The 23,377-nt window shown below is 31.6% G+C and carries 19 protein-coding genes; 9 read left to right on the plus strand and 10 right to left on the minus strand.

Annotation, left to right across the window (positions count from 1 at the left end; all coding sequences use genetic code 11):
* Positions 1–22 precede the first annotated feature (22 nt).
* Together D1816_RS03910 and D1816_RS03915 are read left to right on the plus strand one after the other, a co-directional pair.
* A complete protein-coding gene (locus tag D1816_RS03910) occupies positions 23–1,114 on the plus strand; it encodes an AAA family ATPase (RefSeq protein ID WP_118501248.1) in 1,092 nt (363 codons plus the stop codon).
* Positions 1,111–1,779, plus strand: coding sequence for a DUF4276 family protein (locus D1816_RS03915; protein ID WP_118501249.1), 669 nt, complete (start codon positions 1,111–1,113; stop codon positions 1,777–1,779). The genes D1816_RS03910 and D1816_RS03915 overlap by 4 nt, the downstream gene beginning before the upstream one ends.
* 1,197 nt (positions 1,780–2,976) lie before the next feature.
* Here D1816_RS03915 and D1816_RS03920 read toward each other — a convergent pair.
* Positions 2,977–3,651: an NAD(P)H-dependent oxidoreductase gene (locus tag D1816_RS03920; RefSeq protein ID WP_118501250.1), complete on the minus strand. Its 675-nt coding sequence runs from the start codon at positions 3,649–3,651 to the stop codon at positions 2,977–2,979.
* A gap of 220 nt (positions 3,652–3,871) precedes the next feature.
* Here D1816_RS03920 and D1816_RS03925 point away from each other — a divergent pair, with 220 nt between their 5' ends.
* Positions 3,872–4,216, plus strand: a complete 345-nt coding sequence (locus D1816_RS03925) for a helix-turn-helix domain-containing protein (RefSeq protein WP_118501251.1) — start codon at positions 3,872–3,874, stop codon at positions 4,214–4,216.
* A gap of 297 nt (positions 4,217–4,513) precedes the next feature.
* Positions 4,514–5,743, plus strand: a complete 1,230-nt coding sequence (locus tag D1816_RS03930) for a serine hydrolase (RefSeq protein WP_158597786.1) — start codon at positions 4,514–4,516, stop codon at positions 5,741–5,743.
* Between the two features lie 101 nt (positions 5,744–5,844).
* Here the strand turns inward: D1816_RS03930 and D1816_RS03935 are convergent, their stop codons facing one another.
* The 7 genes from D1816_RS03935 to D1816_RS03965 all read right to left on the minus strand — a co-directional run bounded on the left by D1816_RS03935 (position 5,845) and on the right by D1816_RS03965 (position 14,709).
* A complete protein-coding gene (locus D1816_RS03935; RefSeq protein ID WP_118501253.1) occupies positions 5,845–6,657 on the minus strand; it encodes an SDR family NAD(P)-dependent oxidoreductase in 813 nt (270 codons plus the stop codon).
* Complete coding sequence (locus tag D1816_RS03940) at positions 6,650–7,624, minus strand: LLM class oxidoreductase (RefSeq protein ID WP_118501254.1); 975 nt, start codon at positions 7,622–7,624, stop codon at positions 6,650–6,652. Before D1816_RS03940 ends, D1816_RS03935 begins: the two co-directional genes overlap by 8 nt.
* A gap of 65 nt (positions 7,625–7,689) precedes the next feature.
* The gene (locus tag D1816_RS03945) at positions 7,690–8,535 is read right to left on the minus strand and encodes an enoyl-CoA hydratase/isomerase family protein (protein WP_118501255.1); all 846 of its coding nucleotides are present in this window, start codon (positions 8,533–8,535) and stop codon (positions 7,690–7,692) included.
* A 133-nt stretch (positions 8,536–8,668) separates the two neighbouring features.
* Positions 8,669–9,529, minus strand: coding sequence for an AraC family transcriptional regulator (locus D1816_RS03950; RefSeq protein ID WP_118501256.1), 861 nt, complete (start codon positions 9,527–9,529; stop codon positions 8,669–8,671).
* 214 nt (positions 9,530–9,743) lie between these two features.
* A complete protein-coding gene (locus D1816_RS03955) occupies positions 9,744–11,753 on the minus strand; it encodes a serine hydrolase (RefSeq protein WP_118501257.1) in 2,010 nt (669 codons plus the stop codon).
* 99 nt (positions 11,754–11,852) lie between these two features.
* Entirely contained in the window at positions 11,853–12,707 is an 855-nt protein-coding gene (locus D1816_RS03960) for a hypothetical protein (protein WP_118501258.1), read from the minus strand.
* Positions 12,708–12,879: 172 nt separating this feature from the next.
* Entirely contained in the window at positions 12,880–14,709 is a 1,830-nt protein-coding gene (locus D1816_RS03965; RefSeq protein ID WP_118501259.1) for a serine hydrolase domain-containing protein, read from the minus strand.
* Positions 14,710–14,925: 216 nt separating this feature from the next.
* On the opposite strand from D1816_RS03965, the gene D1816_RS03970 reads away from it, so the two are divergent.
* Entirely contained in the window at positions 14,926–15,927 is a 1,002-nt protein-coding gene (locus D1816_RS03970) for a sensor histidine kinase (RefSeq protein ID WP_118501260.1), read from the plus strand.
* Entirely contained in the window at positions 15,927–16,622 is a 696-nt protein-coding gene (locus tag D1816_RS03975) for a LytTR family DNA-binding domain-containing protein (RefSeq protein ID WP_066310229.1), read from the plus strand. Before D1816_RS03970 ends, D1816_RS03975 begins: the two co-directional genes overlap by 1 nt.
* Positions 16,623–16,751: 129 nt before the next feature.
* Here the strand turns inward: D1816_RS03975 and D1816_RS03980 are convergent, their stop codons facing one another.
* Together D1816_RS03980 and D1816_RS03985 are read right to left on the minus strand one after the other, a co-directional pair.
* Entirely contained in the window at positions 16,752–17,666 is a 915-nt protein-coding gene (locus D1816_RS03980; RefSeq protein ID WP_118501261.1) for a hypothetical protein, read from the minus strand.
* Positions 17,667–17,769: 103 nt separating this feature from the next.
* Positions 17,770–18,858, minus strand: a complete 1,089-nt coding sequence (locus D1816_RS03985) for an AraC family transcriptional regulator (protein WP_147405105.1) — start codon at positions 18,856–18,858, stop codon at positions 17,770–17,772.
* A 343-nt stretch (positions 18,859–19,201) separates the two neighbouring features.
* Here D1816_RS03985 and D1816_RS03990 point away from each other — a divergent pair, with 343 nt between their 5' ends.
* The 3 genes from D1816_RS03990 (at position 19,202) to D1816_RS04000 (ending at position 23,374) form a co-directional block, all read left to right on the plus strand.
* Positions 19,202–21,079 (plus strand): hypothetical protein, encoded by a 1,878-nt coding sequence (locus tag D1816_RS03990; RefSeq protein ID WP_118501263.1) that lies wholly within the window; start codon positions 19,202–19,204, stop codon positions 21,077–21,079.
* Positions 21,080–21,327: 248 nt separating this feature from the next.
* Positions 21,328–22,506 (plus strand): glycosyltransferase family 4 protein, encoded by a 1,179-nt coding sequence (locus D1816_RS03995; RefSeq protein ID WP_118501264.1) that lies wholly within the window; start codon positions 21,328–21,330, stop codon positions 22,504–22,506.
* The gene (locus tag D1816_RS04000; protein ID WP_118501265.1) at positions 22,499–23,374 is read left to right on the plus strand and encodes a hypothetical protein; all 876 of its coding nucleotides are present in this window, start codon (positions 22,499–22,501) and stop codon (positions 23,372–23,374) included. Before D1816_RS03995 ends, D1816_RS04000 begins: the two co-directional genes overlap by 8 nt.
* Positions 23,375–23,377: the final 3 nt, after the last annotated feature.

Here is a 23,377-nt window from a genome sequence, read left to right on the forward strand (position 1 = left end):
AATTTCCTTCATAGAGAATTTAATGATTGATAAAATACAAATAAAAGGTTATAAGTCTATTAGAGATATAACAATCAAATTAAACCCGATTAATATACTTATCGGTTCTAATGGTGTTGGAAAATCTAATTTCATTTCTTTTTTTAAGCTTCTATATAATGTTTATGAACAGAGGTTGCAAAACTATTCATTACAACAGGGAGCAAATAATTTACTACATTTTGGAAGAAAAGAAACAGATTTTATTTATGGGAAATTGTTTTTTAGAGATTCGCTGAACTCCAGTGATAGTAATAGTTATTATTTTAAGTTAATACCAACTGAAGATAATTCTTTATTCATTGAAACTGAAGGAAGTGGTTATCGAGCTAGTTGGGACAATGATACTTCTGATTATTTTTATGTTTCAGATAGGAAAGAGAGTCATATTAAAGATTCTGGTTCTTATAGAGACAAATATTTAAGATACTATTTTGAATCATTTAAGATTTATCATTTTCACGATACTAGTTCATCAGCTCCATTAAGAAGTTCTTGTCAAATTAATGATAACATTATATTAAAAGAAAATGGTTCAAATTTACCTGCATTTCTATATTATCTACAAAAAAGACATCAAAATAATTTTAAGAGAATAGAAAAGACAATTAACTCAATAGCTCCCTTTTTTGAAAGGTTCGAGTTAAAACCTGATAGATTAAATCCTGAACAAATTAAACTAGAGTGGATTGAAATAAATCAACCGGATAGTTATTTTAATGCTACACATTTTTCTGATGGTACAATTAGGTTTATAGCATTATGTACATTATTAATGCAACCAAACCTTCCAAAAACAATACTTATTGATGAACCAGAATTAGGTTTACACCCAGTTGCGATAAAAAAACTTGCTGGCATAATTAGAAAAGCATCGGCTAAAACTCAAGTTATCATTTCTACACAATCAGTTACGCTTGTTGATAATTTTGATCCGAATGATATAATTACAGTAGATAGAGAAGAAAATCAGTCAGTATTCTCTAAAGTTAACGAAAATAATCTAACCAATTGGTTGGAAGATTATAGTTTAGGAGATCTGTGGAGTAAAAATGTAATAAAAGGACAGCCTTGAGAAGATTATATTTTGTAGTAGAAGGTTATACAGAAAGAGAATTTGTAAATAAAACTCTTTTACAATATTTTGTATCTAAAGGTATTTATGATGTTAGAGCTGTAGAGATAACAACGAGTAAAGGACATAAAGGAGGTCTAGTGAATTATCAACACTTGAAAAATGATATTAATAATTTTTTAAAAAGTGAAAATCAAATAATAGTTACGACGTTTGTGGATTTCTTTAGGTTACCAAATTCAATGCCTAATTATAATCAGCTCGATACTAGAGTTGGAGTAGATGATAAAATTGAATTATTAGAGTTAGGAATGTCAGAGGATATAAATGATCATAGATTTCTACCATATGTTCAAAAGCATGAATTTGAAGCTTTATTATTTTCTTCAAAAAGTGGTTTTGAATTAATGTATGATAACCATCGTATTGTTAATGAGTTATCTGATATTGTTGATGAATTTGATAATCCTGAAGATATTAATACTAGACCAGAATTTGCTCCATCAAAACGTTTGATTAATATTCTTTCTAATAGAGGAGAAAGGTATGATAAAGTCGCTGAAGGTAATTTGATTGCAGAAGAAATAGGAATTGATGTAATATTGGCTAAATGTCCTAGATTTAAAAAATGGATAGAGAAACTTGAAGAATTGATAAAAAGTTAGTGCTTTAACATTATGTAAAATAGAACCTTTTTTTAACGGCCTCAGAAAAATTTGGTTAAAACAATAGGTAAAGGAGTGTCAATATTTTAGAGATTTAGTACTAAGGTTTAATCAAAGCTATTCATTTTCATTAAAGTTCTTAAGCGATCTTATTAGTTAGAATGCTTTCTAAAATATAGCGACTGCGCCGTACATTGTTTCCAAAGTTTTGTGAAGCCTTGATTTTTTGTTTAGCTCACGCGTTAATATTTTATTGGAGTTCGTGAATCTCCTAAAGTCGATTTCTTTTTGTATCAAGGAAAAAGATAATGCAAACTCTTAGAAAAGTTTAATTTGTGTTCTACAGTTAGCATGTGCATAGAAATTATCTCGTAGAGTAGTAATTTTATGCTTATGCGACAACGTCTCGAGAATCGCGTAAAAACTTTTTTCACGTATGTTTATCAAATACGCGATTTATAATACAACTAAAAGTTTTGCTTTTTTGGTGTGGCCAAGCGATGGCAAATTGTGTTTAAAAATAAATGCCATAATTGGTAGCCAACCACATCGACTCGCTAATAATTCAAAAGATTCTCAATCTTTAGAATTATTCCGTACATAACGGCAAATTATAGCTACAAATGTGAGCAGAATGTTTCAACAATGGATTTTTGAAATTATGATGACCCAAGTAGCTACGATTACTATGAAATAGAATTATCCTGGGATATTTTACACGAGTTTTTATAATTGATCACAAATCAATTATAAAAAGCTGCGGGTTGATGTAGCTGTGAACATTATTGCAGCATAGAAGAACTATAAATACCGTAAAACGGCTTTGACATAATATCTATCGATATAATACGCTGGCGCATACTTATATCTGATATTATATCAAATACGCGGTATCCGTCGTTTTGCTTCAATAGATACATTTGTACTATAATTTATATTATGTAAAATAGAATATTTCGAACCACTCCCGCACAACCTTTTCCTTTCAATATGATTTTAAGTCAAACAAACAACGAATACTTTACTTCTCATAACTTCATTAGAATTTAATATTTCGCACTACAATCCAGAAAATTTTAAATACGCGATTCTCAGCGATCGACATTTTGCCATAATTTGTACAGAATATTTCTCATAGCTATAAATCGCGTATTTGATACTTAGTTTTAAATTTTATCTAATTTTTATACCATGTTTTTATTTCCAGGTAATGATGTCTTCAAAAGCACGTCTAGATTTTGGGAATGCTGGATCTGCTTTTCGGTAACCAAAAGCCAACATAAATGATAATCCGTATTTATCTGTATCTACATCAAACTTTTCTCTTAATAAAGCTTCTGCTTTTTCTTGATGAAAACCTTCTATGGGACAAGAATCAATTCCTGTTAATGCAGCAGCAGTCATCATATTCCCTAAAGCAATATAGGTTTGTTTAGAAGACCAATCGAATAACTTCTTGTCTGTATCTAAATTAAAATCACGGTCTTGAAACTCTCTGTAAAACTTAGAATACGTTTTAATAACATCCTCTGGAAATTGTTTTACATCTTTCATCATATGTTTAATATAATCCGCATCGTGTTTTACCATTGGTGCTTTCATGCTTAAGCCTAATATAAAATGACTAGCTGTATCTAATTTTAAAGGGGCTCCCCAAGCAACAGGTTTTAATAACTCGCGCAATTCTTTATCCTGAACAACTATAAAATGCCAAGGTTCGAAACCAAAAGAACTTGGTGATAAATTGGCTGTTTTTAGGATAAAATTAATGTCTTCGTCTGATACTGTTTTGGTAGCATCAAATTCTTTGGTTGCATGTCTATAAGTAAATGCATTTAAAATTTCGTCTCTGGTAATATTTGGTATGTTCATTATTAAATGGTATAAGTTTAAAATATTTATACTATCAAAAGTATAGTTAGTTTTGATTTCTTACAATAACTATCAAAAATGATAGTATAAAATTTGGATAAATGAATTATTTAACTAACTGTATATCAATTAATTGTGTGTATGTTAAATTTGCTATAAAAAGTATAGTTGTATTATTTATTATAGTATCGTAATTTTGTAGCACTCAATACAATATCTTATGTATACATTTAAAGGAAAAGAATATCCATGTTGCGCAAGTCTAACTATGGGCATTATTGGCGGAAAATGGAAAACAGTTATATTATATCATTTAATTGAAGGTCCATTACGCTATAATGAGTTAAGAAAAGAGATGCCAACAGTTACAGAACGTACGTTAAGTTTACAACTAAAGACGTTAGAAGAAGATGGAATCGTTAAAAGAAAAGTATATACCTCTAAGCCGCCTTTAAAAGTAGAATATTCGTTAACCGATTTTGGAAAAACCCTAATTCCGGTAATCATATCTATTGCAGATTGGGGTGTTTATGCTGTTGAGAAAAAAGAAGAACTGGCAGTATAAAATCATCTAGACCAGAACTATACTATCCCATACTATACATAGTACTCCCCTCCTAACATTTCTTAGATGATAAGCGTTCTGTTGCCTCATTTTAAAGAAGTTCATAAACCTCTATTTCATTTGTAAAAGAATAAACAAAATCACTTTGAGCTCTGTCAATATGGTATGTATTGTAAACTTTTTGAGGATAAATTACTCTGTAATTTGATAATAATCAGGATTAGTACGTGCATAAGTGTAACAAAACGACTAAAATTCTATCTTATAGTTTATAAATCAATCAAAAAATCATTAAACATGTCTAATCAACAAAAAACAAAATTGGTACATCTTATGGGTACCATTTTTTTAGCTGCACTATTTTCTATACCGTCTTATGCAGCTTTGCCTACTATAGCTGTAGATCCTGTGATAACAAAAAAAGACCAACCAACCGATTCATTAGTATATAAACAGTTAGACGATTTGAGCCTAAATCAGTCAAAAACTCGTAGGGATAAAGGTGTTATTCGCTCTTTTAACGATCATCTTATTTCTAAATCTGAAATGGATGCTTTTATAAAACAGCAAATGGACTCACTTGATATACCAGGATTGTCTATAGCATTTATTAATGATGATAAAATTGTATATCACAACGCATTAGGTGTTAAAAACAACGAAACCCTAGAAAAAGTAGACAATGCTACAATTTTTGATGCCGCTTCTATATCTAAAACCGTATTTAGCTTTTTTGTTATGAAAATGGTTGATGACGGTCTTTTGGATTTGGATACACCATTATATACGTATATGGAATATCCAGATATTGCCTATGATGAGCGTTATAAATTAATTACTGCCAGAATGGTGTTATCACATACTAGTGGATTTCCGAATTGGAGATTTTTGGATCAAAATGGAAATTATAACCCCAATGGCAAACTTACCATACAGTTTGACCCAGGAACAAAATTTCAATATTCGGGAGAAGGCTATGAATATCTTGCTAATGTTGTTGCACATCTAAAAGGTGTGGATAAAAATGGATTACAACGTTTAATTAACACGAGCATTTTTAAACCTCTAGCGATTAAACATACAAGTTTTGTTTGGAACGACTATATAGAAAATCATCGTGCAGATGGTCATTTAAAAGGGAAACCAAATAAAGGATATAGCAGCAACGCCAAAGATCCTAATTTTAAAGCATCGGCTAGTTTACAAACAGAAGCAAAAGAATTTTCAAATTTTTTATTGGCTCTTATGAATGCTAAAATCTTGTCAGAAAAAAGCCATCAAGAGCTATTAAAAATACAGTCAAGCTCTGTAGCAACTAAGAAGTCAAAAGCTCGTAAATATGGATTGGGTATTGCTATAGAAAAATCTGATTATGGTACGAATTACTTTCATGGAGGCGATAATTTGAGCAGTACTGCATTATATATGTTTAATAAAGAAAAGAAAGTGGGTTATGTGTTTTTTACCAATTCAGAAAAAAGAAACAGCTTTAATAAAAATCTACGAGACTTTCTTTTAACCAAGTAATTACTTGTATACCTACTTAAAGCTCCAAAGCATAAACATATGCTTTGGAGCTTTTAAAGTATTGTCAAGTATGGGCATTACACTCCCCTCCTCTTATCGATTTATGGCTGATTGATTAATAGCTTCGTACGTTCTATTAATTTTGAAATTAAAACGTCATCATAAGCATCTGGATGTGCTTTTGCAAACTCCCCTTTTGGGTTGCCTTTATCGTTATCAAAATAACGCCCTGTTATGTCATTGTATTCTTCAGAAACAGCTAGTTCGTATAGTATATCAGATCCTTTTGTTGCCGGCGACCAATGTTGGCCATAGGCTTCATTAGCCATGCGTGTATTTAACAAAGAACCTGGGTTAACAGCTAGTACCGAAATATCATGATACTGTTTCGCTAAATCAAAACTCCACATCGTTAATGCCAATTTACTTTGTGCATATGCTTCACTAACAGTATGCATAGCTAACCCGGCTAATGTAGCATCAGTAACATGTGATTGTGCTGCAGAGCTTAAATTAATAATTCTTGGTGCCTCTGACTTTTTTATAATTGAAAGAATCCTATTGGTTAACACATAAGGTGCCAAATAATTTACAACTAATCTAACATCAAATCCTTTAGAACTACTGGTTGAAGTCTTAAATATACCGGCGTTATTAATCAATACATCTAATTTAGGTATTTTATCATTGATTTGAGCTGCCATTTTTTGAACATCATTTAAATCTGAAAAATCAGCAACAAAGCCATCGATTTTCTCGTTGTTTGAGAGTTCTTTAATTTCTAAAATTACAGTGTTTAGTTTTTCTTTATTTCTTCCGTGAACATAAATGGTATATCCATCTTTAGCCAGTTTTATGGCTGTTAACTTTCCGATTCCGTCTGTGCTTCCTGTAATTAAAATCGTCTTATTCATCTTGTTTTGTTTGATCTTTTGAATGAAATTCTGGCAATACATCTTTAGAAATTTTCTCTAAAGTTTTCTCTATATTCATCGTGTTAAAACGCAAGTTTAATGCTAAATGATTGACACCAATACTTCGTAATTTATCTAAATAATCGGTTAGATAATTTATTCCTAATCTAAACCCTAACTGAATCGGTTGTGGTTTGGTATTAGGATCTTTTAACACATCTAAATACATGGGTTGCATAAAAGGTTTGTCGTACTCTTGCGTTTCAGCCACCAATTCTCTGTATTGTCTAATTGTATTATTTTGGGTATATAAATCTCTTGGATAATTCATCCAACCATCTGCATTTTTAGCGTTCCACTCTAAAGTTTGCCTGCTACTTCCTGTCATTAATAACGGAATTTTATGGGCTGTTGGTTTTGGTAACATATCAATATTTCCTTGTAAAATACCGTGGTTCTTTGTTTCATAAATTGGAAAATCATTCTGAAGTTGTCGTATGTAGTTAAATGATTCTTGAAACAGTTCACTTCTATTTTCATAATCGATCCCCATTGCAGGATATTCATCATATCGGTCTCCAGATGCAACTCCTAATAATAATCTTCCATTAGATAATTGGTCTATTGTTGTTGCGGATTTTGCAATATTTAGAGGGTGGTGTAATGGTAAAGCAATACTTGAAACACCTAGGCTTATTTTGGTAGTTTGTCCTACCAAAAATCCTAAATAAGTAAACGGATCAAAAGTTTGACCTGCATCACCAAATGTAGGAACATGAAACGGAATATCTCTAATCCAGAGTGCTTTAAACCCTAAAGCTTCAATCTGTTTAACACGTTGTACATGATCTTGCATGGTTGGAATTGCGCTTGTCGAATAGTTCTCGATAGGCACCACTATACCAATACTCAGTTCATTTTGTTTAAAAACGGAATTATAAGCCTTATTTATCTTTTCAAATTTCATATAACGATACAATAAAAACGGATGTCATAATTTTAAATAGAGCATCCGTTTTGAAAAAAATACTACTAATTAATTTCTTGCAAATCAATTAACATAGATTCCCAATTTTTTTGATTTTCATGATCAAATTGAGCTCCATTTTCATCAGCAATTGTAAAACGTTTAATCGCTGGTGTTTTACTTGTCGCTTGGAATAATTGATAAGCTTCTTCTTTTAAAGCTTCCTTAATAGGCAAATCAATTGAAGCATATATTGCGCGTTTACAAGCAGTAATTGAGTTTGCGGGAAATTTTGAAATACGTTCTGCCAAAGCATCTACATAGGGTCCAATTTCACCTGAATCGAGTGCTTTATTAATTGTACCATATTTTTCAGCTTCATCTGCATCCCAATCTCTGGCTCCTAGAATAATCTCTAGTGCTTTACCAAGGCCTGCTTGTCTAGCCATACGTGATGCACCTCCACCACAAGGTAAAATCCCCATACCGACTTCCATTTGCATGAATTTAGCTTTTCCTCTAGCGGCAAAACGCATATCAAGGGCTAATGCCATTTCGTGCCCGCCACCTCTGGCAAAACCTTCAATTTTAGCTATGGTTGCTTGGGGTACATTGCTTAGTCGCTCTAATACTGACTGTAAGTCTAATAGTTCTACTTCGTTTCTTGGCACTGCTTCGGTAGACATATCTCTAAGTAAATTAGTGTCATAATGACATACCCAATAGCCAGGGTTTGAAGATTGAAAAACGACTACCTTAACACTTCTATCTCTTTCTAATCGTAAACATAGACTGCTTAAGTCTGCAAGCATCTCCTGTCCTTGTACGTTTACAGGTCCAAAGTTGATATCAATTATTAAAATCCCGCCTTTTTGCTCGGCTGTAAATGTTTGAAAATTTTTATACTCCATGATTTATGGATTTTTAAGTTACTACTGTTTTATTATGTGATAATTACAGTACAAACTTACCTTAGAACCCCAGGGTTTATTTGGTAGAAAACCATGTGTTATTAGTAAAAAAAAAGGTTTGTAATAAGAACCCCTAGACTAAATTAGCTTTAAACTCACTAAGACTAATATTTTTATAGGTTTTAAAGGTTTTATTTAGGTGGCTAGAATCTGTGAAACCAAGTTCTAAAGCAATTTCTGAATCTTGAGAATCGGTATATTTTAATCTAGTTTCAACGAGTTTCAATTTATAGTGAAGAATGTATTTTTTTAATGAAACGTCGGTGTGCTTTTTAAAGTACTCACTGATATAATTACTGGCGATATGAAATTCTTTTGCCAAATTTTTAGTAGATAATAACTCAGGATTGTAAATATTAGAATGAATGTAGTTTATGATTTGCTGGATTTTTGAAGACTTAACTTCCTTTATCGTTTCTATATTTATATACTGAATATTTCTAGCAATTAAATGAAGTATAACTGATAACGAATTTTCAATGATAAAGATATCAAAAGACTGTCTATTCAGATATTCGTTAGCTACCATATTTACAAGAGAAACTAAATGTTTTCTGTCAGGATCTGATTCAAACTGCATTTCTCTAAGCTGATGGCTTTCACTATTTAAAATTTCTTCAATTTTACGAAACCAATGATTAATAGGTAAAAGTGTATTTTGAGAACTAGAGTTTCTAAAAAAACTCTTTAGGAATTTAATAGCAGTGACTGTTGTTGGTGTTTCTGCTTGAATTATGTAAATGTCATCTGGTACAAAAACGAAAATACTGCTTGCCGAATAACTAACTTTTTTACCATTTATTTTTATGGCACCATTCCCTTTTTCAATATATACAATTTCAAAAAAACGTATCGTCGTATATTTACAAAATGTGAAAAATGTTTCCTCTTTATAGTGATGAATTACGATATTTTCGATAATGGTTCTTGGCACACCATAAATATATAACAAAATTCAAATTAGGAAAGATGTTTCTAGACTAAAGCCACTCAACAAACACCCCACTTCACTCCTATTCAGGCCTAAGGTTCTGAATGATATGGAGATATACTAAATGTCTCCTGCTTCTTAAAAAAGTAACTGTTTTCTAGCGATGAAAATCCTTTAAGTATTACAGGACGATACGTTTTTATTATTGTTTACTTTCTTATTTGATATTCTTAATAAAAGCGGGTAAAATTCGTTCTGCGATTATTTGCAAGGTGCTGTTATCGTTTTCATGAGAAGTAACTACAATTACAAGGTCAAGTTCCTCAATCAAAATGATATATTGACCACCACCACCTTGGGCAGATCTACTGAAATAACTTTTTTTGCCAGATTTTAAATCTGCACTCCACCAGTAATAACCGTATCCCTGATTAGAAACATCTTTACCTCCTCCATAAATATCATCATCACCCGTATAGAGAATTTTATATGTTGCTTTGTTTATAAATGCTTCTGGTACGAGCTGTTCTCCATTGTATTTACCTTTGTTAGCGGTCAAAATCCCCCATTTAACCATATTTCGTGATGTCATACTTGTGCCACTTCCTGATCTTGGCAGACCACTGATATCGGTTTTCCAATCATAATTTGTGATTCCCATTTTGTCAAGAAGTTCATTTTTAATAAAGTCTTTGGCAGATCCGGGCACAACGGCATCAAGAACCTGCATCGCCAATACTGGATCAAATTGATATTTAAAACTTTGAGATGTAGCAGTAATAGGCGCACTATGCTCTAGGTAAGCTTGTACTTGGCCCTGACCTTTTAATTGATTTGGGTTTTTCTCGATTTCTTCACTCTGTTTTTTACTAATACGGATACCAGAACGCATAGTCATTGCCTGATGTAATGTGATTTTTTCTACACCTTTAACAAATTTTGTTGGATCCAGGTCTTTGAGAAAACTTACAAGGGGTTTGTTTAGATCTTCCATAGACAGATATCCTAATTGAATGGCGCGACCGATCGCTAAACAGGTATACGCTTTAGTGGCCGAAGCTTGGAAATGAGGCAGATTAATACGACCTTTATTATAATAGGATTCAAAAATTAACTTGCCCTTGTGAGCAATAAGAAAGCTGTCAAAAGGATCATGCTTGTTGTCTGCTATCTCCTGTGACAATTTAAGAATCATCTCTTTATTACCGCCATCTACACCTAATTTACCAATAGGAATACCGTCTTTTTTGTCTTCTGGTGTTGTACTGATATATGCATTGTTAAGCTGCGGAATTTCCCAGAAAGAGATTTCATTGTTATTACTTGAAACATGACTCATTAAGGATGATAACCAAGCGACACTGCGAACTACTGTCATAGGGAATGCAGTTTGGTGAGTACCATCAATCACTTCTCTTAGTACGGATAACCCATCATCTCTTCTATTTTTTAAAAGACTAACAAACTCCTCGATAGGTTCCATTTCTTCTTCTAATGAGCCATATGAAATAAAAACATTGGCATTCAGGCTACTACTTTTATCTGATGCCTTATAAGGTCCGAATTTCGTATTAAGTTCGGTGAGATACTGAACTTCATTTTTGATCGATGGACTGCCAAGAATATAATTATTAAAGGTATCGGGTTGAGTTAACAGTATATAAGCGCCAAATTCCCCACTCATTGAATATCCAAAATACGTACGACTGTTCGGATCAGTTCGATAGGTATTCTCAACATACTTAATTACATCATTGCGAATAAAATCCAAATGTTTATCAGCTTGTCCCAATTGGTATTTTTTTTGAATTTCAGGTTTATTTGATTTACGAAAGCTGTAATCTCGGAACCGACTCACATGCGCTCCTATTTCTTTTTTCAGGTTTTCATTTATGTCTTTCTGCCAAGAAATACCAACTAGAATCACATCTTCTAACATGTATTCTGTTGCTCCAGATAACATTTCGAGATGCCACATAGCGTCTGTATAATATAGGACAGGATAGGTTTTATTATTGTTCTCAGAATAATCTTCAGGCAATTCTATATAAAGTTCATAGTTTCTTTCTGTTGTAGTATCTTTTATTGGAACAACTTGAATATGAGGTGATACCAAGGAAGTTTCTTCTCTATTTGAGGTAAACTCTTTTATACTATTTTCTTGTGTAAAAGTAATATTTGTCAGTATTAGAAATAGTAAAAGGAATAGTCTTGTTTTGTTTATCATAGTTTTAATTATGTTTAAATATTTGCTTTGCTATTTCATTTGGTTTTATGACGTGGTTGGTACTCTATTTTTTGAAATAATTGTTTAGTTTTTTAAGAATTATTGTTTGGGTCTTAGGTTCTCGATAACCTGAGCATCTACCCAATAAGGGTTTCCAACCAAATATTTACTTCCATCTGCTCTAACTTTTTCATCTCCCTTATAAAAAAACAAGTATTTACCGTCGGGTGTCACTCTAGGGCTCTGGTCATACAATCCTGTGTTTATGGTATCGCCCATATTAATTGCTGCTCCCCATGAACCATCTTTTTGTCGAAAACTAATATAGATATCAGCACCATAATCACCCTCTTTCTCAACATCCCACATTAAATAGGATTCATCTGGAGCGATAAAGGGGTGGGCAACCCATTTTCCGGTATTAATCACTTTATCTACTGGTTTAGGAGCTTCTCGCACACCGTTTATAAGTTGAGAATATCTAAGAACGCCATCCCCTTCTCTAGTATATTCATCAATATAATAAGTTCCTTTATCCGATACTGACAAACCATGAATAGGGATATCTTTAAAAGGATCAAGACTTTTCATTTCTGACCAACCAGGGTTGAATTGGTCCCTATATTTCTCTGTGTCGGTTGATAAGACAGACGCACTACTCCATTTATGATTTTTATATTGCATAATGAACAGTGTGCGCTTTTTATATTTTCCACCGTATCTACTAAAATAAAACTCTTTCATATCTGGTGTAAAATCACCACCAAATTCTACATACTCTTCTGTAGAAACAATGCCAGGAGCAAATAACTCCGGAATCAGACCTGGGGGTTTTTGGCCAAGGTAGCGATCTTCTAAAGCTGGGAAATCAGGGTCATTTACACTATTTTTTTGAGCAAAAGCAGTGTTTAACCAAATAAAAGATGTAAATAATAAAATTTTAGTAATTTTCATTGTTTGCGTTTATATACTTGTTTTTACAATTTGTATAATTCTAACTTACTAGATTGACTTGTTCACTAAAAGAGCTACTTAGTTATACTCTAAATATGCTACCCTTTTTACTTTTCATAATCTTTATCATTATCAATTACTTAATGGTCAGATTAACATATAGGAATTTGATTTATTCATTTTTTTGTAATTCATTAAGCCTGTGCTTGACTTCGTTATTTTTAGGATTTAATTCAAGTGATTTTGAGTAATTTAAAATGGCAAGATCAATTTCTCCTATTTTTTCACAGGCTTTTGCATAACTTTCATATACTTTGAAACTATTTGGATAGAGCATCATATTTAATTTGAAAGTGTTTTGCGATAGTTTCATTCTGTTATCATGGTAAAAATCATACCCTACATCATTTATGTGATCTTCAGTTACTTTAGGGTTATTAGGGTCATGTTCGATTAAAGTTCTATATGCTTTAAATGCATTTTCAAAATCATCTTCAAGAAGGAATTCTACAGGATCTTTTTTATCAGTATCTACCTTGGCAAAAGTTGAAGTTATTGTTCCATCGTCGCGATTAACATAAAGTAACTCGAGCGTTTCATTTTCAGAATTTGGTTTAAATTGTATAAGCCGACTTGAATTTCTTCTAACAAAACTACTATCAGAAACTTTGACTAGTTCTTCAGTTTCTACATCAAGTATATTTTTATAGAATAATAGATTGTCCTTTTCAAAAACTTCTACAGTTGCTACATCAGATTGGTATCTACCAGTAATTTCATCAACTAAAGCTTGCTCAATTTGCATTTTTTCATATATCGGAACATACGCATCCCAATTATACGTTTGAGCTACAGATCGAATCACTTCTGCATTAAACTCTGGAAAAGTAGAGTTAGTCATGACAACCACACCATATCCTTTGTCTCTATGAGCCACAATTTCAGCATAGAAACCTGTATTCCATCCGTGATGCCTTAAGTAGATTTCTCCCTTTCTATTTAAAAGCTGAAACCCTAAGCCCAATGTAAATGACCAAGCAGTATTACTCACTCCATATGGTGTACCCATTAATTCTGTCAGATCTTTTGATAATCCTTTAGTATTCTTACCTTCTAGGGTTTGCTGTACATTGGTTAGAAATTTTGCGTAATCCTGAGCAGTTGTCCATAATCCAGCAGAAGCCATTGATGGCTGAATCTTTCTTCTACCTTTTACCATAGAACCATCTGTTAAATAACCAGTTGCTGCCTTCGTTAATTGCGCTGTTGTAAGCGATTGGTTAAACGTACTATTGTTCATTTCTAAAGGTTGTAACACGTGTTCGTGCATAATCTCCGGGAATGTTTTTCCTTCAACATCCAGCATCATTTGTTGAATAGGTACATAGCTAGCATATGCAAAACGAACACTTTCACCAGGCTCTTTGTTAGTTGTAATTGGTTCATTTTTAGCTGGATAAGTTCCGTTTAAAATATCTACAAGTGTTGGAATTTTTTCATTTGCATTATATGATCCGGTTCCACGAGGGTATATTCCGGCAGAATGATTTAAAAGATTTTTTATGGTTACTTTCTTTCCTTTAGTAAATTCATTTTCTGGTACTTTCCAGGATTTTAAGTACCTGTTAATGTTTTCATCTAAGCCTACTTTATTTTGTTCAACAAGGCGTAATGCACCGTAGGCAGTTACCGGCATACTAGTTGCCGCTGCCTGGAAAAGGGTTTGTTCTGTAACAGGAACTTTACTTTCCTTATCCATCACACCATACCCTTTTGCCCAGGCAATTTCACTATTATGTATGATTGCAATACTCACGCCTGGAATGCCATAGTGTTTCATTCGTTCTTCTATAGACCATGTAGAATCACCCTCTATATGCACCCGAGTTGTAAGACCAGTTTCTACCTCTTTAATTATATCAATTTCGGTATCAGTATTTGATTTTTCTGCACATGAATGAAATAGAATTATGGTTAAAAGAACCGAGATACATTTTTTCATACTAATGATTTTTTATAGAATGATTGATTGTTATAAGACTTTACTTTAATTAAATGTTGAATAAAAATATAGTATAATTCATATCATATACCTTAAATTGGATGAAGCCAACAATTAAATGATAAAACCATTTCGTCATTGATATAAGGCTTTGGTAAAGAAATTATAGAGATTTGTATTTATAGGTATTATCTTTATTTTTTAATAAAAGAATTTATGATTAAAAAATCTTTGAAATACGCCATACTCATTAATATAGGAGCTTTCTTGTTGGTTTTTATACTTGAAACATTGAGTAATTTGTTTTTTAGAGATAATTTTGATACTAGTTTTTCTTTTTATGTACATGGACTTAATTATACTGTTATGATAATGGGGTTCATTTGGTTAAATCATTTTGTTCTTATTCCTTATTTCTTAGATAAGAAAAGGTATTTTGCATATGGAATACTACTCATCGGGAGTATGCTTATTTTTTCCTACTTAAGAACGAAAAATTGGTCTGGTACTTCTAAAATATTCTTCTTTCTTCTTTATACAACAGGAGCTGGTATGGCTGTTTTTTTCTTAAGAAGAAATATGATCATCCAAAAAAAAAATGAGGAGAAAGAAAAATTACAAAAAGAGATGGAGCTTAACTATTTGAAGGAGCAGGTGAACCCTCATTTTTTATTTAACTCTTTAAATAGTATTTATTCCCTTTCAAGGCAGCAATCACCAGAAACTTCTGATGTTGTAATGCAGCTATCAGAATTAATGAGATACCAGCTAGAGAGCTCTAAAAAAGATACTGTTTTATTAAAAGAAGAGCTTGAGTTTATAGAAAATTATTTGTTAATTGAAGAAAAAAGATTAAGTAAACGTTGTACTATTGAATTTTTAATTAAGGGAGATGTATTAGAATTAAGTATCGCTCCAATGCTACTTATCCCATTTGTCGAAAATGCTGTGAAACATGGTGCCCAAAGTACAAATGAACAGAGTACAATTGATATTTCTATCACTATAAAAAACACCACCCTTTATGTTTGTGTAGTTAATTCAAAACCCAATATGGTTGCTGCATCAAAAAGAGAAGGAATGGGTCTTGAAAATGTGAGAAGACGTTTAAATCTATTATATCCTAATTCTCACGTATTAGAAATTGATGATATGGAAAAATTATATCGCGTAAATTTATCTATCGATTTAACAGCTTCAGTATTAAAAAATAGTTAATGATTAAAATTGGTATCATAGATGATGAAATACTAGCACGTAAAGTGTTAGAAGAGTATTGTGCTAAAATTGATAATTTTGAATTAGTATTGAGTACAGGGAATCCATTGGAGTTTATCAATTTTATTCAACAAAATGAAGTTGATCTCATTTTTCTGGATATAGAAATGCCCGAACTTAATGGCATAGAAATTTTGCGTTCTATGATCAATCCGCCTAAAGTTATTTTAACTACGGCTTATTCTGAATATGCATTAGAAAGTTATAACTATGGTGTTATTGATTATTTATTGAAACCTGTAAAAATTGAACGTTTTTTGAAAGCCATAAACAAAGTTTCTGCTTCAAAAATAATACAACCTAAAAAAAATAGTGGTACTAAAGAGCTTCAAATAAAACATGATGGTATGCCTGTTAATATTTCATTTCAATCAATTCTGTATATTCAGAGTTTTGGAAATTATTTAAAAATATTTACAGATTCAAGAATGTACCTGATCTCTGAAACACTGACTAATATAAATACCTTATTATCTGAAAATTTTCAGCGTACACATAAATCATATATTACCAATTTAGATAGAGTCACAAAGGCAACCAGAACATATTTGTTAATAGACAATAACAAAGTACCGGTGAGTGCAACGTATAAGATTATTGTTTCTGAAAAATTAGAAGTTTTAGCAAAATCATAAAACGATTATTGTTGATTGTAAGACGCACTGATACATGCAATTTGAAAACAAGGTTTTTTAATTTCGGATGAAAAACAAAATTTCACCCGAAATATTTACTTTAATTAAACAAAATTCAAAATACCTTAACTATTCTATTCCAAATGCCTCACTAAGCCCCTGTTTAAAAAAACCAATAAAAGGTGTATCATGACCTCCGTTTCCTGTTAATATGTTGGCGTTTTTTGACTCTAAAAAGGCAACTTCTTCTGCCGTAAGACTACCTACAGCTTGGTCTGTTGCTCCATAAATGTAAGTTAAGTTGGATAAGTCATTAACAGTATTGAGAAGTTGCGTATATCGATTCATACCTAATCCAGCGGCCAATCTACCAATATTTCTTTCAATCACATCCATACCTGGTTCAGGATCTACTATGGGAGTCACTCCATTTTCAAAAAAACCAAATCTTCCTTCAGAAAGCCCTTGCCAAACAACATCATTTATATCTAATCTTCCTGTAATAATTAGATATTTATCGGCACTATCTATTCCCTTTTTGGCAATAAGTTCTTGTGTGATAAAGGCACCAAATGAAATTCCTAAAACATAAACGGTTCTACCCTGATCTTTAAAATATTTGATAACTTGATATAGTGTTTCTATACTTTCGGTATTAAAACTAACGGCTTGAGCTAATGTTATATCATTGCCTTGTAAAATAGTTGGGTTAAGTGTTTGTGCTTGGTGTACATTTACAGTTAAAATATCGGTAGTATTAAAATTTTCAAAAATGTTATCTACTAAATCTGTACCGAGTTCTATATCGGGGCCTGCTTGGGCATTGATTAGAACTGTAGGTGCACTTTCATTTCCTTTAAAATAAATTAAATCCTTAATTTCTTGTGATATTCCAACAGGAGTTACTGGTGTAGGATTTACGGGTGACTGATCATCATCCTTAGCACAGGAACATATAAAGATTGAAAAAAATGCAATTAGAATTAAATTGGTAACGAAATGATAACAATTAGAAATTTTCATTTTTGAGGATACTCTTTTCATTAATGTATATTTTTTAATTTATTAACGTAAAAGTATAGTTGTCAATTAAATAAAAAAGTCTTTTTAGTGCTGAAGAAGTACTAAAACGATAGTATCATACGAATCAGGACGTTTTTTGAAGTTTTCTAAAAGCCCCAGGTGACATTTTTAAACTCATCTTAAAAGCACTATAGAATGCACTCTTTGATTTAAAACCAACTTCCATACCTATAGCTTCAACAGAATATTTATTAAATACGGGATCATGCAATAGATCTTTAGCTGCTTCAATTCGATACTCATTTACAAATTGGATGATGCTTTTATTGATTTCCTGATTTACAATTTGTGATAAGACCCCTTCACTTATTCCTAAGAGAGTTGCTAGTTCTAACCTACTTAATAGAGGATTTTTGTATAACTCCTCCTCTTCCATTAACTGATAAAGTTGAGTAATGATTTTTGAAGTAGTCGCGCTTTTTATTTTCCTATTGATCTTGAGGCTAGATGTCTTTTTTGAAACTAAATACTCATGTATTTCTTCCTTTTGGGCTATTATTTGTAGTTTAAATACTCCATAGTACAAAACCCACCACAAGAATAAAGAAAGTAATATCCATAACATATAAATAGTATATACTGAATTGAATATGTAAAATTCTATTCTAGTAAAAATCCAATTTATAATAATACCTATAATAAAAAGGTTTACTCTTAACAACCAACGTCTTTTATCGTCTGAAATACGAGTAGCATTTTTTATTAATTTTCTTCCCCAAAAAATCAAAAATATATTTAATGCAAAGGATGTAAAATCTTTAATGTAGTATATCAAAATATCAAAAATAGAACCATACAGATCAAGTAAGAACATAGAAATTTCAAGAAGAACAGAACAAACGAAAGGAAGATACATCCATTTATATCTATTGTTATTTAGAAGCTCATGCTTAATTTGAATTATAAAATAGGTGAATAATGTAGCTGCAAATAGCATATCTAGCATGAAAAGGTTTAAAATTTCAAAAGCGATATTATCTATGGTAACCCCAAGCAAATCTAAAAGGATTAAGGTGGCAATTAGGAATAAGGATAGCGAGAGATAGTTATTGGCGCGACTTTTATAAAAAGAAGTCGTAATTAAAGCGATACTTACAAAATATCCCATAATGGCACTTGCAATCATGGCAAAGTTTAGAATTGTTATATCCAATATTTGTGAAATTAATTATAGTAATATTCCCTAGTTATAATATAAACTGATTATTCATTTACAAGAACAAAACTAGTTTTTTCATGGAATTAAACGGTAGTATCCTTAATAAATACTACTAAAGAGTAAACATTTATAGCGTACATATTTAAATCATCAATTGATAATTAGGTGTTCATATAGCGTTTCGCATGTAGTACAATAACTCAAAATATTCCCGTCAAATCCCCATTAAAAAAAGGGGGGTATGTCAAAAAAAATACAGTTAAAGGTCTCTTTTTCAAAATGTTGATAGATTATATTTTTGAGAATATTAACAAATTAATCTTAAAAATTATATAAAATGGGGTTTATTCTAAAGGGAAATCTGACGGGGGAAATATGCAAAGATTGTAAAGAACCATTATTTGGTTCTATTGTACGCTTTTACAGAGTAGAGAATCTAGATATTGATGTTGTGACACAAGTATCAGCAAATCCAAAAGATACGTTGCAAATTTTGGGAGAAAAACAAATCAAAGCTAAATCTAAATTATTGTTAGCTGAAGCAGAAATTGATGAAATAGGAAATTATGAAATCGAATTAAAAGGAAAATATGCTGAATATGATGGACCTATTATGATCGATATTGTAACAAAACGTGTTTATAATCAAAAAAGTAAAGACCGCGATTCTATTCAGTTTACACTTACTACATTACAACCAAGATGGAGACAGACTGAACAGGGGATTGTATTTTACTGGAAACATTGCATTAACAGTCGTTTTTGGTGTAGAATACGTGAATTATTTGATGCTTGGGTAATTTGCGGAGTATTACTGGATTGTAAAAATGACAATATTCCAATTCCTGGGGTTAAAGTAATTGCAATGGATGATGATTGGATTCATGATGATGAATTGGGATCGGATACTACAAATAGTAACGGACATTTTAGAATAGATTATAGCAGTAAAGATTTTAAACAAACATTTCTTTCTCCTTTGATCAATATAGAAACACCTTTTCCACCTTTTAATAGCGGACCGGATGTATATTTTAAATTAGAATACAATGGCAGTTCTATAGAGTTCGAAAAACCATCTGATAAAAGAAATAATGTGGGACCATGTCTTTGTGTAAGGCTTTGTTTAGAAGATATCGTGATTACTGAAATTCCAATTCCTGCATCATTTACCAATATTGGGTTAACCCGAAGAATTAAAATACAAGATGAAATTAATACCGCAAACGGAAAAACATTGCGGGCAGGGTTTAATGAATACGCGTTTTATAATACTATTAACCTTATCGGTACCATTACTCAAAAATTAAATGGTAATCAAATGGAATATATGTTTGAATACCAAGAGGTTGGTGCGCCTAATAATATTCCTGTATCAGGAGGTTGGCTTCCTGTAACACCAGATATGATTCCTCCTACAACCATCGGTAATCATATTACCCTTACCGGAGATCCATCAAATCCAGTATTGAAAACACCATATATTACAGATGGAATTGCTCCCGATATTAATTTTAACGGAAATTGGATTCCCGTACCAGAAGAAAGTAATTTTGAGCCACATCAAGATACTACAATTCTTAAACTTAATACTGTTTCGCTAACCAATTTGACATCTTTGAATATGGCATCACCTACATCAGATATCGGTACAGCAACTGTTTCTGCAGGAAGACCACATACCAGAAATCGTTATTTCGCCATTCGAATGAAACAACGTGAATTAAATAATATAGCAACAGAAGTTATAGCTGGAACCTCTAAGCCTATTGCGATTTTTAATGTTGAATATAATAATGTAAATAAACACGGTAATTGGGCACCAGACATAAAAAATAATCAACGTGCTTCTGTTTCGGTTAATATTGATGAAATTGTTTCTGCAACTACGGGTTGTAATAAAATTACTAATGCATTACATGTAAAATATCATGCTAGAAACGAAAACTTGTCTTCTGTATCTCTATCCATAACAGGACCTAAAAAACCAGGTCAAAACTTTGGATTTGCTGCCATACCATTAATGTTGGCACCAGAAACATATGGATCTGCTCAACTTATTAATTTACCAGAATCAAATCCAATTAGTCTATTTGATGTCAATGACTTATTACCTTGTGCATATACTGTACATTTAAGCGCAAAAGTGAAGCTAACAACGGGAGATGGTGAGCCCGGACCAATACAGGATTTTATTTCGTTCTGTAAAGTATAAGTGTATATCAACCAAACTTTAAACTAAAAAGAGGTACTATACTTTTCGTATAGTACCTCTTTATTATATCTTCTTTTTCAATATCAAAAACAATCACTCATAAAGTTTGATTCATTTGTATGAATAATCAATTAATTAAATTCATGTCACAGTCAATTTGCAATTCTAATTGTGTTTTCAGCTTTTCTAATGCATAAAAAAGGAATTAGATGACAAATAGATATTATATTTAAGGCATATATTATAATATGATTACTAAACCCGAGTATGTATATATTGCTTTTGATTTATTTCCTTCACAAAAAGGCGCTGCAACACATATCAACCATTGTTTAAAAGCTTTACAAAACACGTTTAAAACCGGATTACTTATCTGTTTGGGAAATGATGACATGCCTGTTTTTCAATTTGATAAAGAAAGAAACCTTTATGTGTATCGGTGGAAAGAAAAGGTAGTTAATTTTTTAGAACGGACTCAAAAGTTTCAAGCAAGTGTATTAGAAATTTTAAAAATTCCGCTTTGCCAAGCAATTAAGCTTATCCATTTTAGAGATATCTGGGGTGGAATTCCGGCGTTAAAAACAGATTTAAATTGTAAAACTGTATTTGAGGTTAATGCGTTTTCGCATATAGAATTGCCAAATCGATATCCCAATATTAGTGAATCGGTATTACAAAAAATTAAAAATTTTGAAGACTATTGTATTACTAAATGTGATGTAATAATAACTCCTTCAAACGTAACCAAACGATTTATTAAGGATCATTTTAAGATTAAGTCATTAAAAATTAATGTGATTCCAAACGGGGTTCAGTATTATGATTCAAATATTTTAGAAACCAAATACGACTCTCCTCACCCCTACATCTTATATTTTGGAGCGTTACAAAAATGGCAAGGCATTAAAACACTTCTAAAGGCCTTAAAAGAAATTGATGATTTAGATATTAGATTACTTATCTGTGCTTCGGTTCCCGAGAAACGTACACTAATTTATCATGATTTAGCCAAAAATATCGATGTTTACCATAAGGTAGATTGGTTATATGAGCTAGACAAGCAACTACTAGCTTCAAAAATTAAAAACGCTCTACTTACTGTTGCACCACTTTCATCCTGTAATCGAAATATTATACAGGGCTGTAACCCACTTAAAATCTTAGAATCTATGGCATATGCTACACCTGTTATAGCCTCTGATATTCCTGTTGTTCGTGAACTAATAAGTGATCGTAAAACAGGATATCTAGTACCTTCTGACAGACCAGAATTATTAGGTAGAAAGATCAGAACCTTACTAGAAGTACCTAAAGAATTAAAAAAAGTAGGTTTAAATGGAAAAAAAGAAATTGAAAAAAAATACCTTTGGGATTATCAGGAAGATAAAATGAAGAACATATATAAAACGGTACTTTTACATGATTAGAAAAGCACTACAGCTTGACGGCCAGCGGTTTCGTAAAACAAAACAGTTTAAAGCAAAAAGGCCAAGTGAATACTGGTTGCTGTTTTTTAAGAAACATGTATTGTTAAAGGAAAGATGGAAATTTAAAACATTTCATTTATTAGCATTAGTCCCCGTACTTTTGATATTCTTGTTTTATACTACTACGTCAGACACTGAAACTACAATTGTAGTTGGTTTTATTAGTACGTTTATTACAATAGCGGTATTAACTTTTTTAGCAGGTAGTTCCCCTAAAGCATTTGTTCCTATTGATGAATTTGCTGAGTTGGCTAAATTTATAATTTATACTAAAGGCGATATTTATAAAAACATTATCAGTTTACGTTTAAATGCCGGACAAATTGAAGATGCCGCAAATCTACTTAAACCAGAAGATATAGGATTTAAAAATGGTTCAGGCACCACATATAAACCATATCAATTAGAGCGTTTTTTTACTCAATTTGTATTTAAAGAGGGAAGTTCTTGCATGGTGTCGCTTTATCAAATTTCATTACGAGTATCCTCTACAAAACGAAGAAGCAGCGGTAAAGTCAAAACAAAAATAAAGCACAAGCACAAGTTTTTTTATCAATTGATTTTAAAATTAAAAGAATCGGATTACTCGATCTCCGATACCTTTTCAACAGATACATATGATATAACTGTGAAAAATGAAAATGGCTTCAATTTAGTAAAAGTAAAATGTAAAGAAAAAGTGAGTCAAATTGCTTCAGAAGTAAATAGTGTAAATAAACACGGTATGTCAATTTATACGAAAATGCTAAAATATCTAGTTCATGAACAAGTACTAGTTCCAAAAAGAAATCAAAAACTAATAAATTAAACA

Origin of the sequence: Aquimarina sp. AD10, from assembly GCF_003443715.1 — a bacterium.
Classification (GTDB): domain Bacteria; phylum Bacteroidota; class Bacteroidia; order Flavobacteriales; family Flavobacteriaceae; genus Aquimarina; species Aquimarina aggregata.

What these genes read in the sequence shown, in the direction of transcription:
- D1816_RS03920 (WP_118501250.1), bottom strand. Translation starts at nt 3,651, where the DNA reads ATGAACATACCAAATATTACCAGAGACGAAATTTTAAATGCATTTACT.
- D1816_RS03930 (WP_158597786.1), top strand. Translation starts at nt 4,514, where the DNA reads ATGTCTAATCAACAAAAAACAAAATTGGTACATCTTATGGGTACCATT.
- D1816_RS03965 (WP_118501259.1), bottom strand. Translation starts at nt 14,709, where the DNA reads ATGAAAAAATGTATCTCGGTTCTTTTAACCATAATTCTATTTCATTCA.
- D1816_RS03925 (WP_118501251.1), top strand. Translation starts at nt 3,872, where the DNA reads ATGTATACATTTAAAGGAAAAGAATATCCATGTTGCGCAAGTCTAACT.
- D1816_RS03955 (WP_118501257.1), bottom strand. Translation starts at nt 11,753, where the DNA reads ATGATAAACAAAACAAGACTATTCCTTTTACTATTTCTAATACTGACA.
- D1816_RS03970 (WP_118501260.1), top strand. Translation starts at nt 14,926, where the DNA reads ATGATTAAAAAATCTTTGAAATACGCCATACTCATTAATATAGGAGCT.
- D1816_RS03940 (WP_118501254.1), bottom strand. Translation starts at nt 7,624, where the DNA reads ATGAAATTTGAAAAGATAAATAAGGCTTATAATTCCGTTTTTAAACAA.
- D1816_RS03910 (WP_118501248.1), top strand. Translation starts at nt 23, where the DNA reads ATGATTGATAAAATACAAATAAAAGGTTATAAGTCTATTAGAGATATA.
- D1816_RS04000 (WP_118501265.1), top strand. Translation starts at nt 22,499, where the DNA reads ATGATTAGAAAAGCACTACAGCTTGACGGCCAGCGGTTTCGTAAAACA.
- D1816_RS03990 (WP_118501263.1), top strand. Translation starts at nt 19,202, where the DNA reads ATGGGGTTTATTCTAAAGGGAAATCTGACGGGGGAAATATGCAAAGAT.
- D1816_RS03945 (WP_118501255.1), bottom strand. Translation starts at nt 8,535, where the DNA reads ATGGAGTATAAAAATTTTCAAACATTTACAGCCGAGCAAAAAGGCGGG.
- D1816_RS03935 (WP_118501253.1), bottom strand. Translation starts at nt 6,657, where the DNA reads ATGAATAAGACGATTTTAATTACAGGAAGCACAGACGGAATCGGAAAG.
- D1816_RS03975 (WP_066310229.1), top strand. Translation starts at nt 15,927, where the DNA reads ATGATTAAAATTGGTATCATAGATGATGAAATACTAGCACGTAAAGTG.
- D1816_RS03980 (WP_118501261.1), bottom strand. Translation starts at nt 17,666, where the DNA reads ATGAAAAGAGTATCCTCAAAAATGAAAATTTCTAATTGTTATCATTTC.
- D1816_RS03995 (WP_118501264.1), top strand. Translation starts at nt 21,328, where the DNA reads ATGATTACTAAACCCGAGTATGTATATATTGCTTTTGATTTATTTCCT.
- D1816_RS03960 (WP_118501258.1), bottom strand. Translation starts at nt 12,707, where the DNA reads ATGAAAATTACTAAAATTTTATTATTTACATCTTTTATTTGGTTAAAC.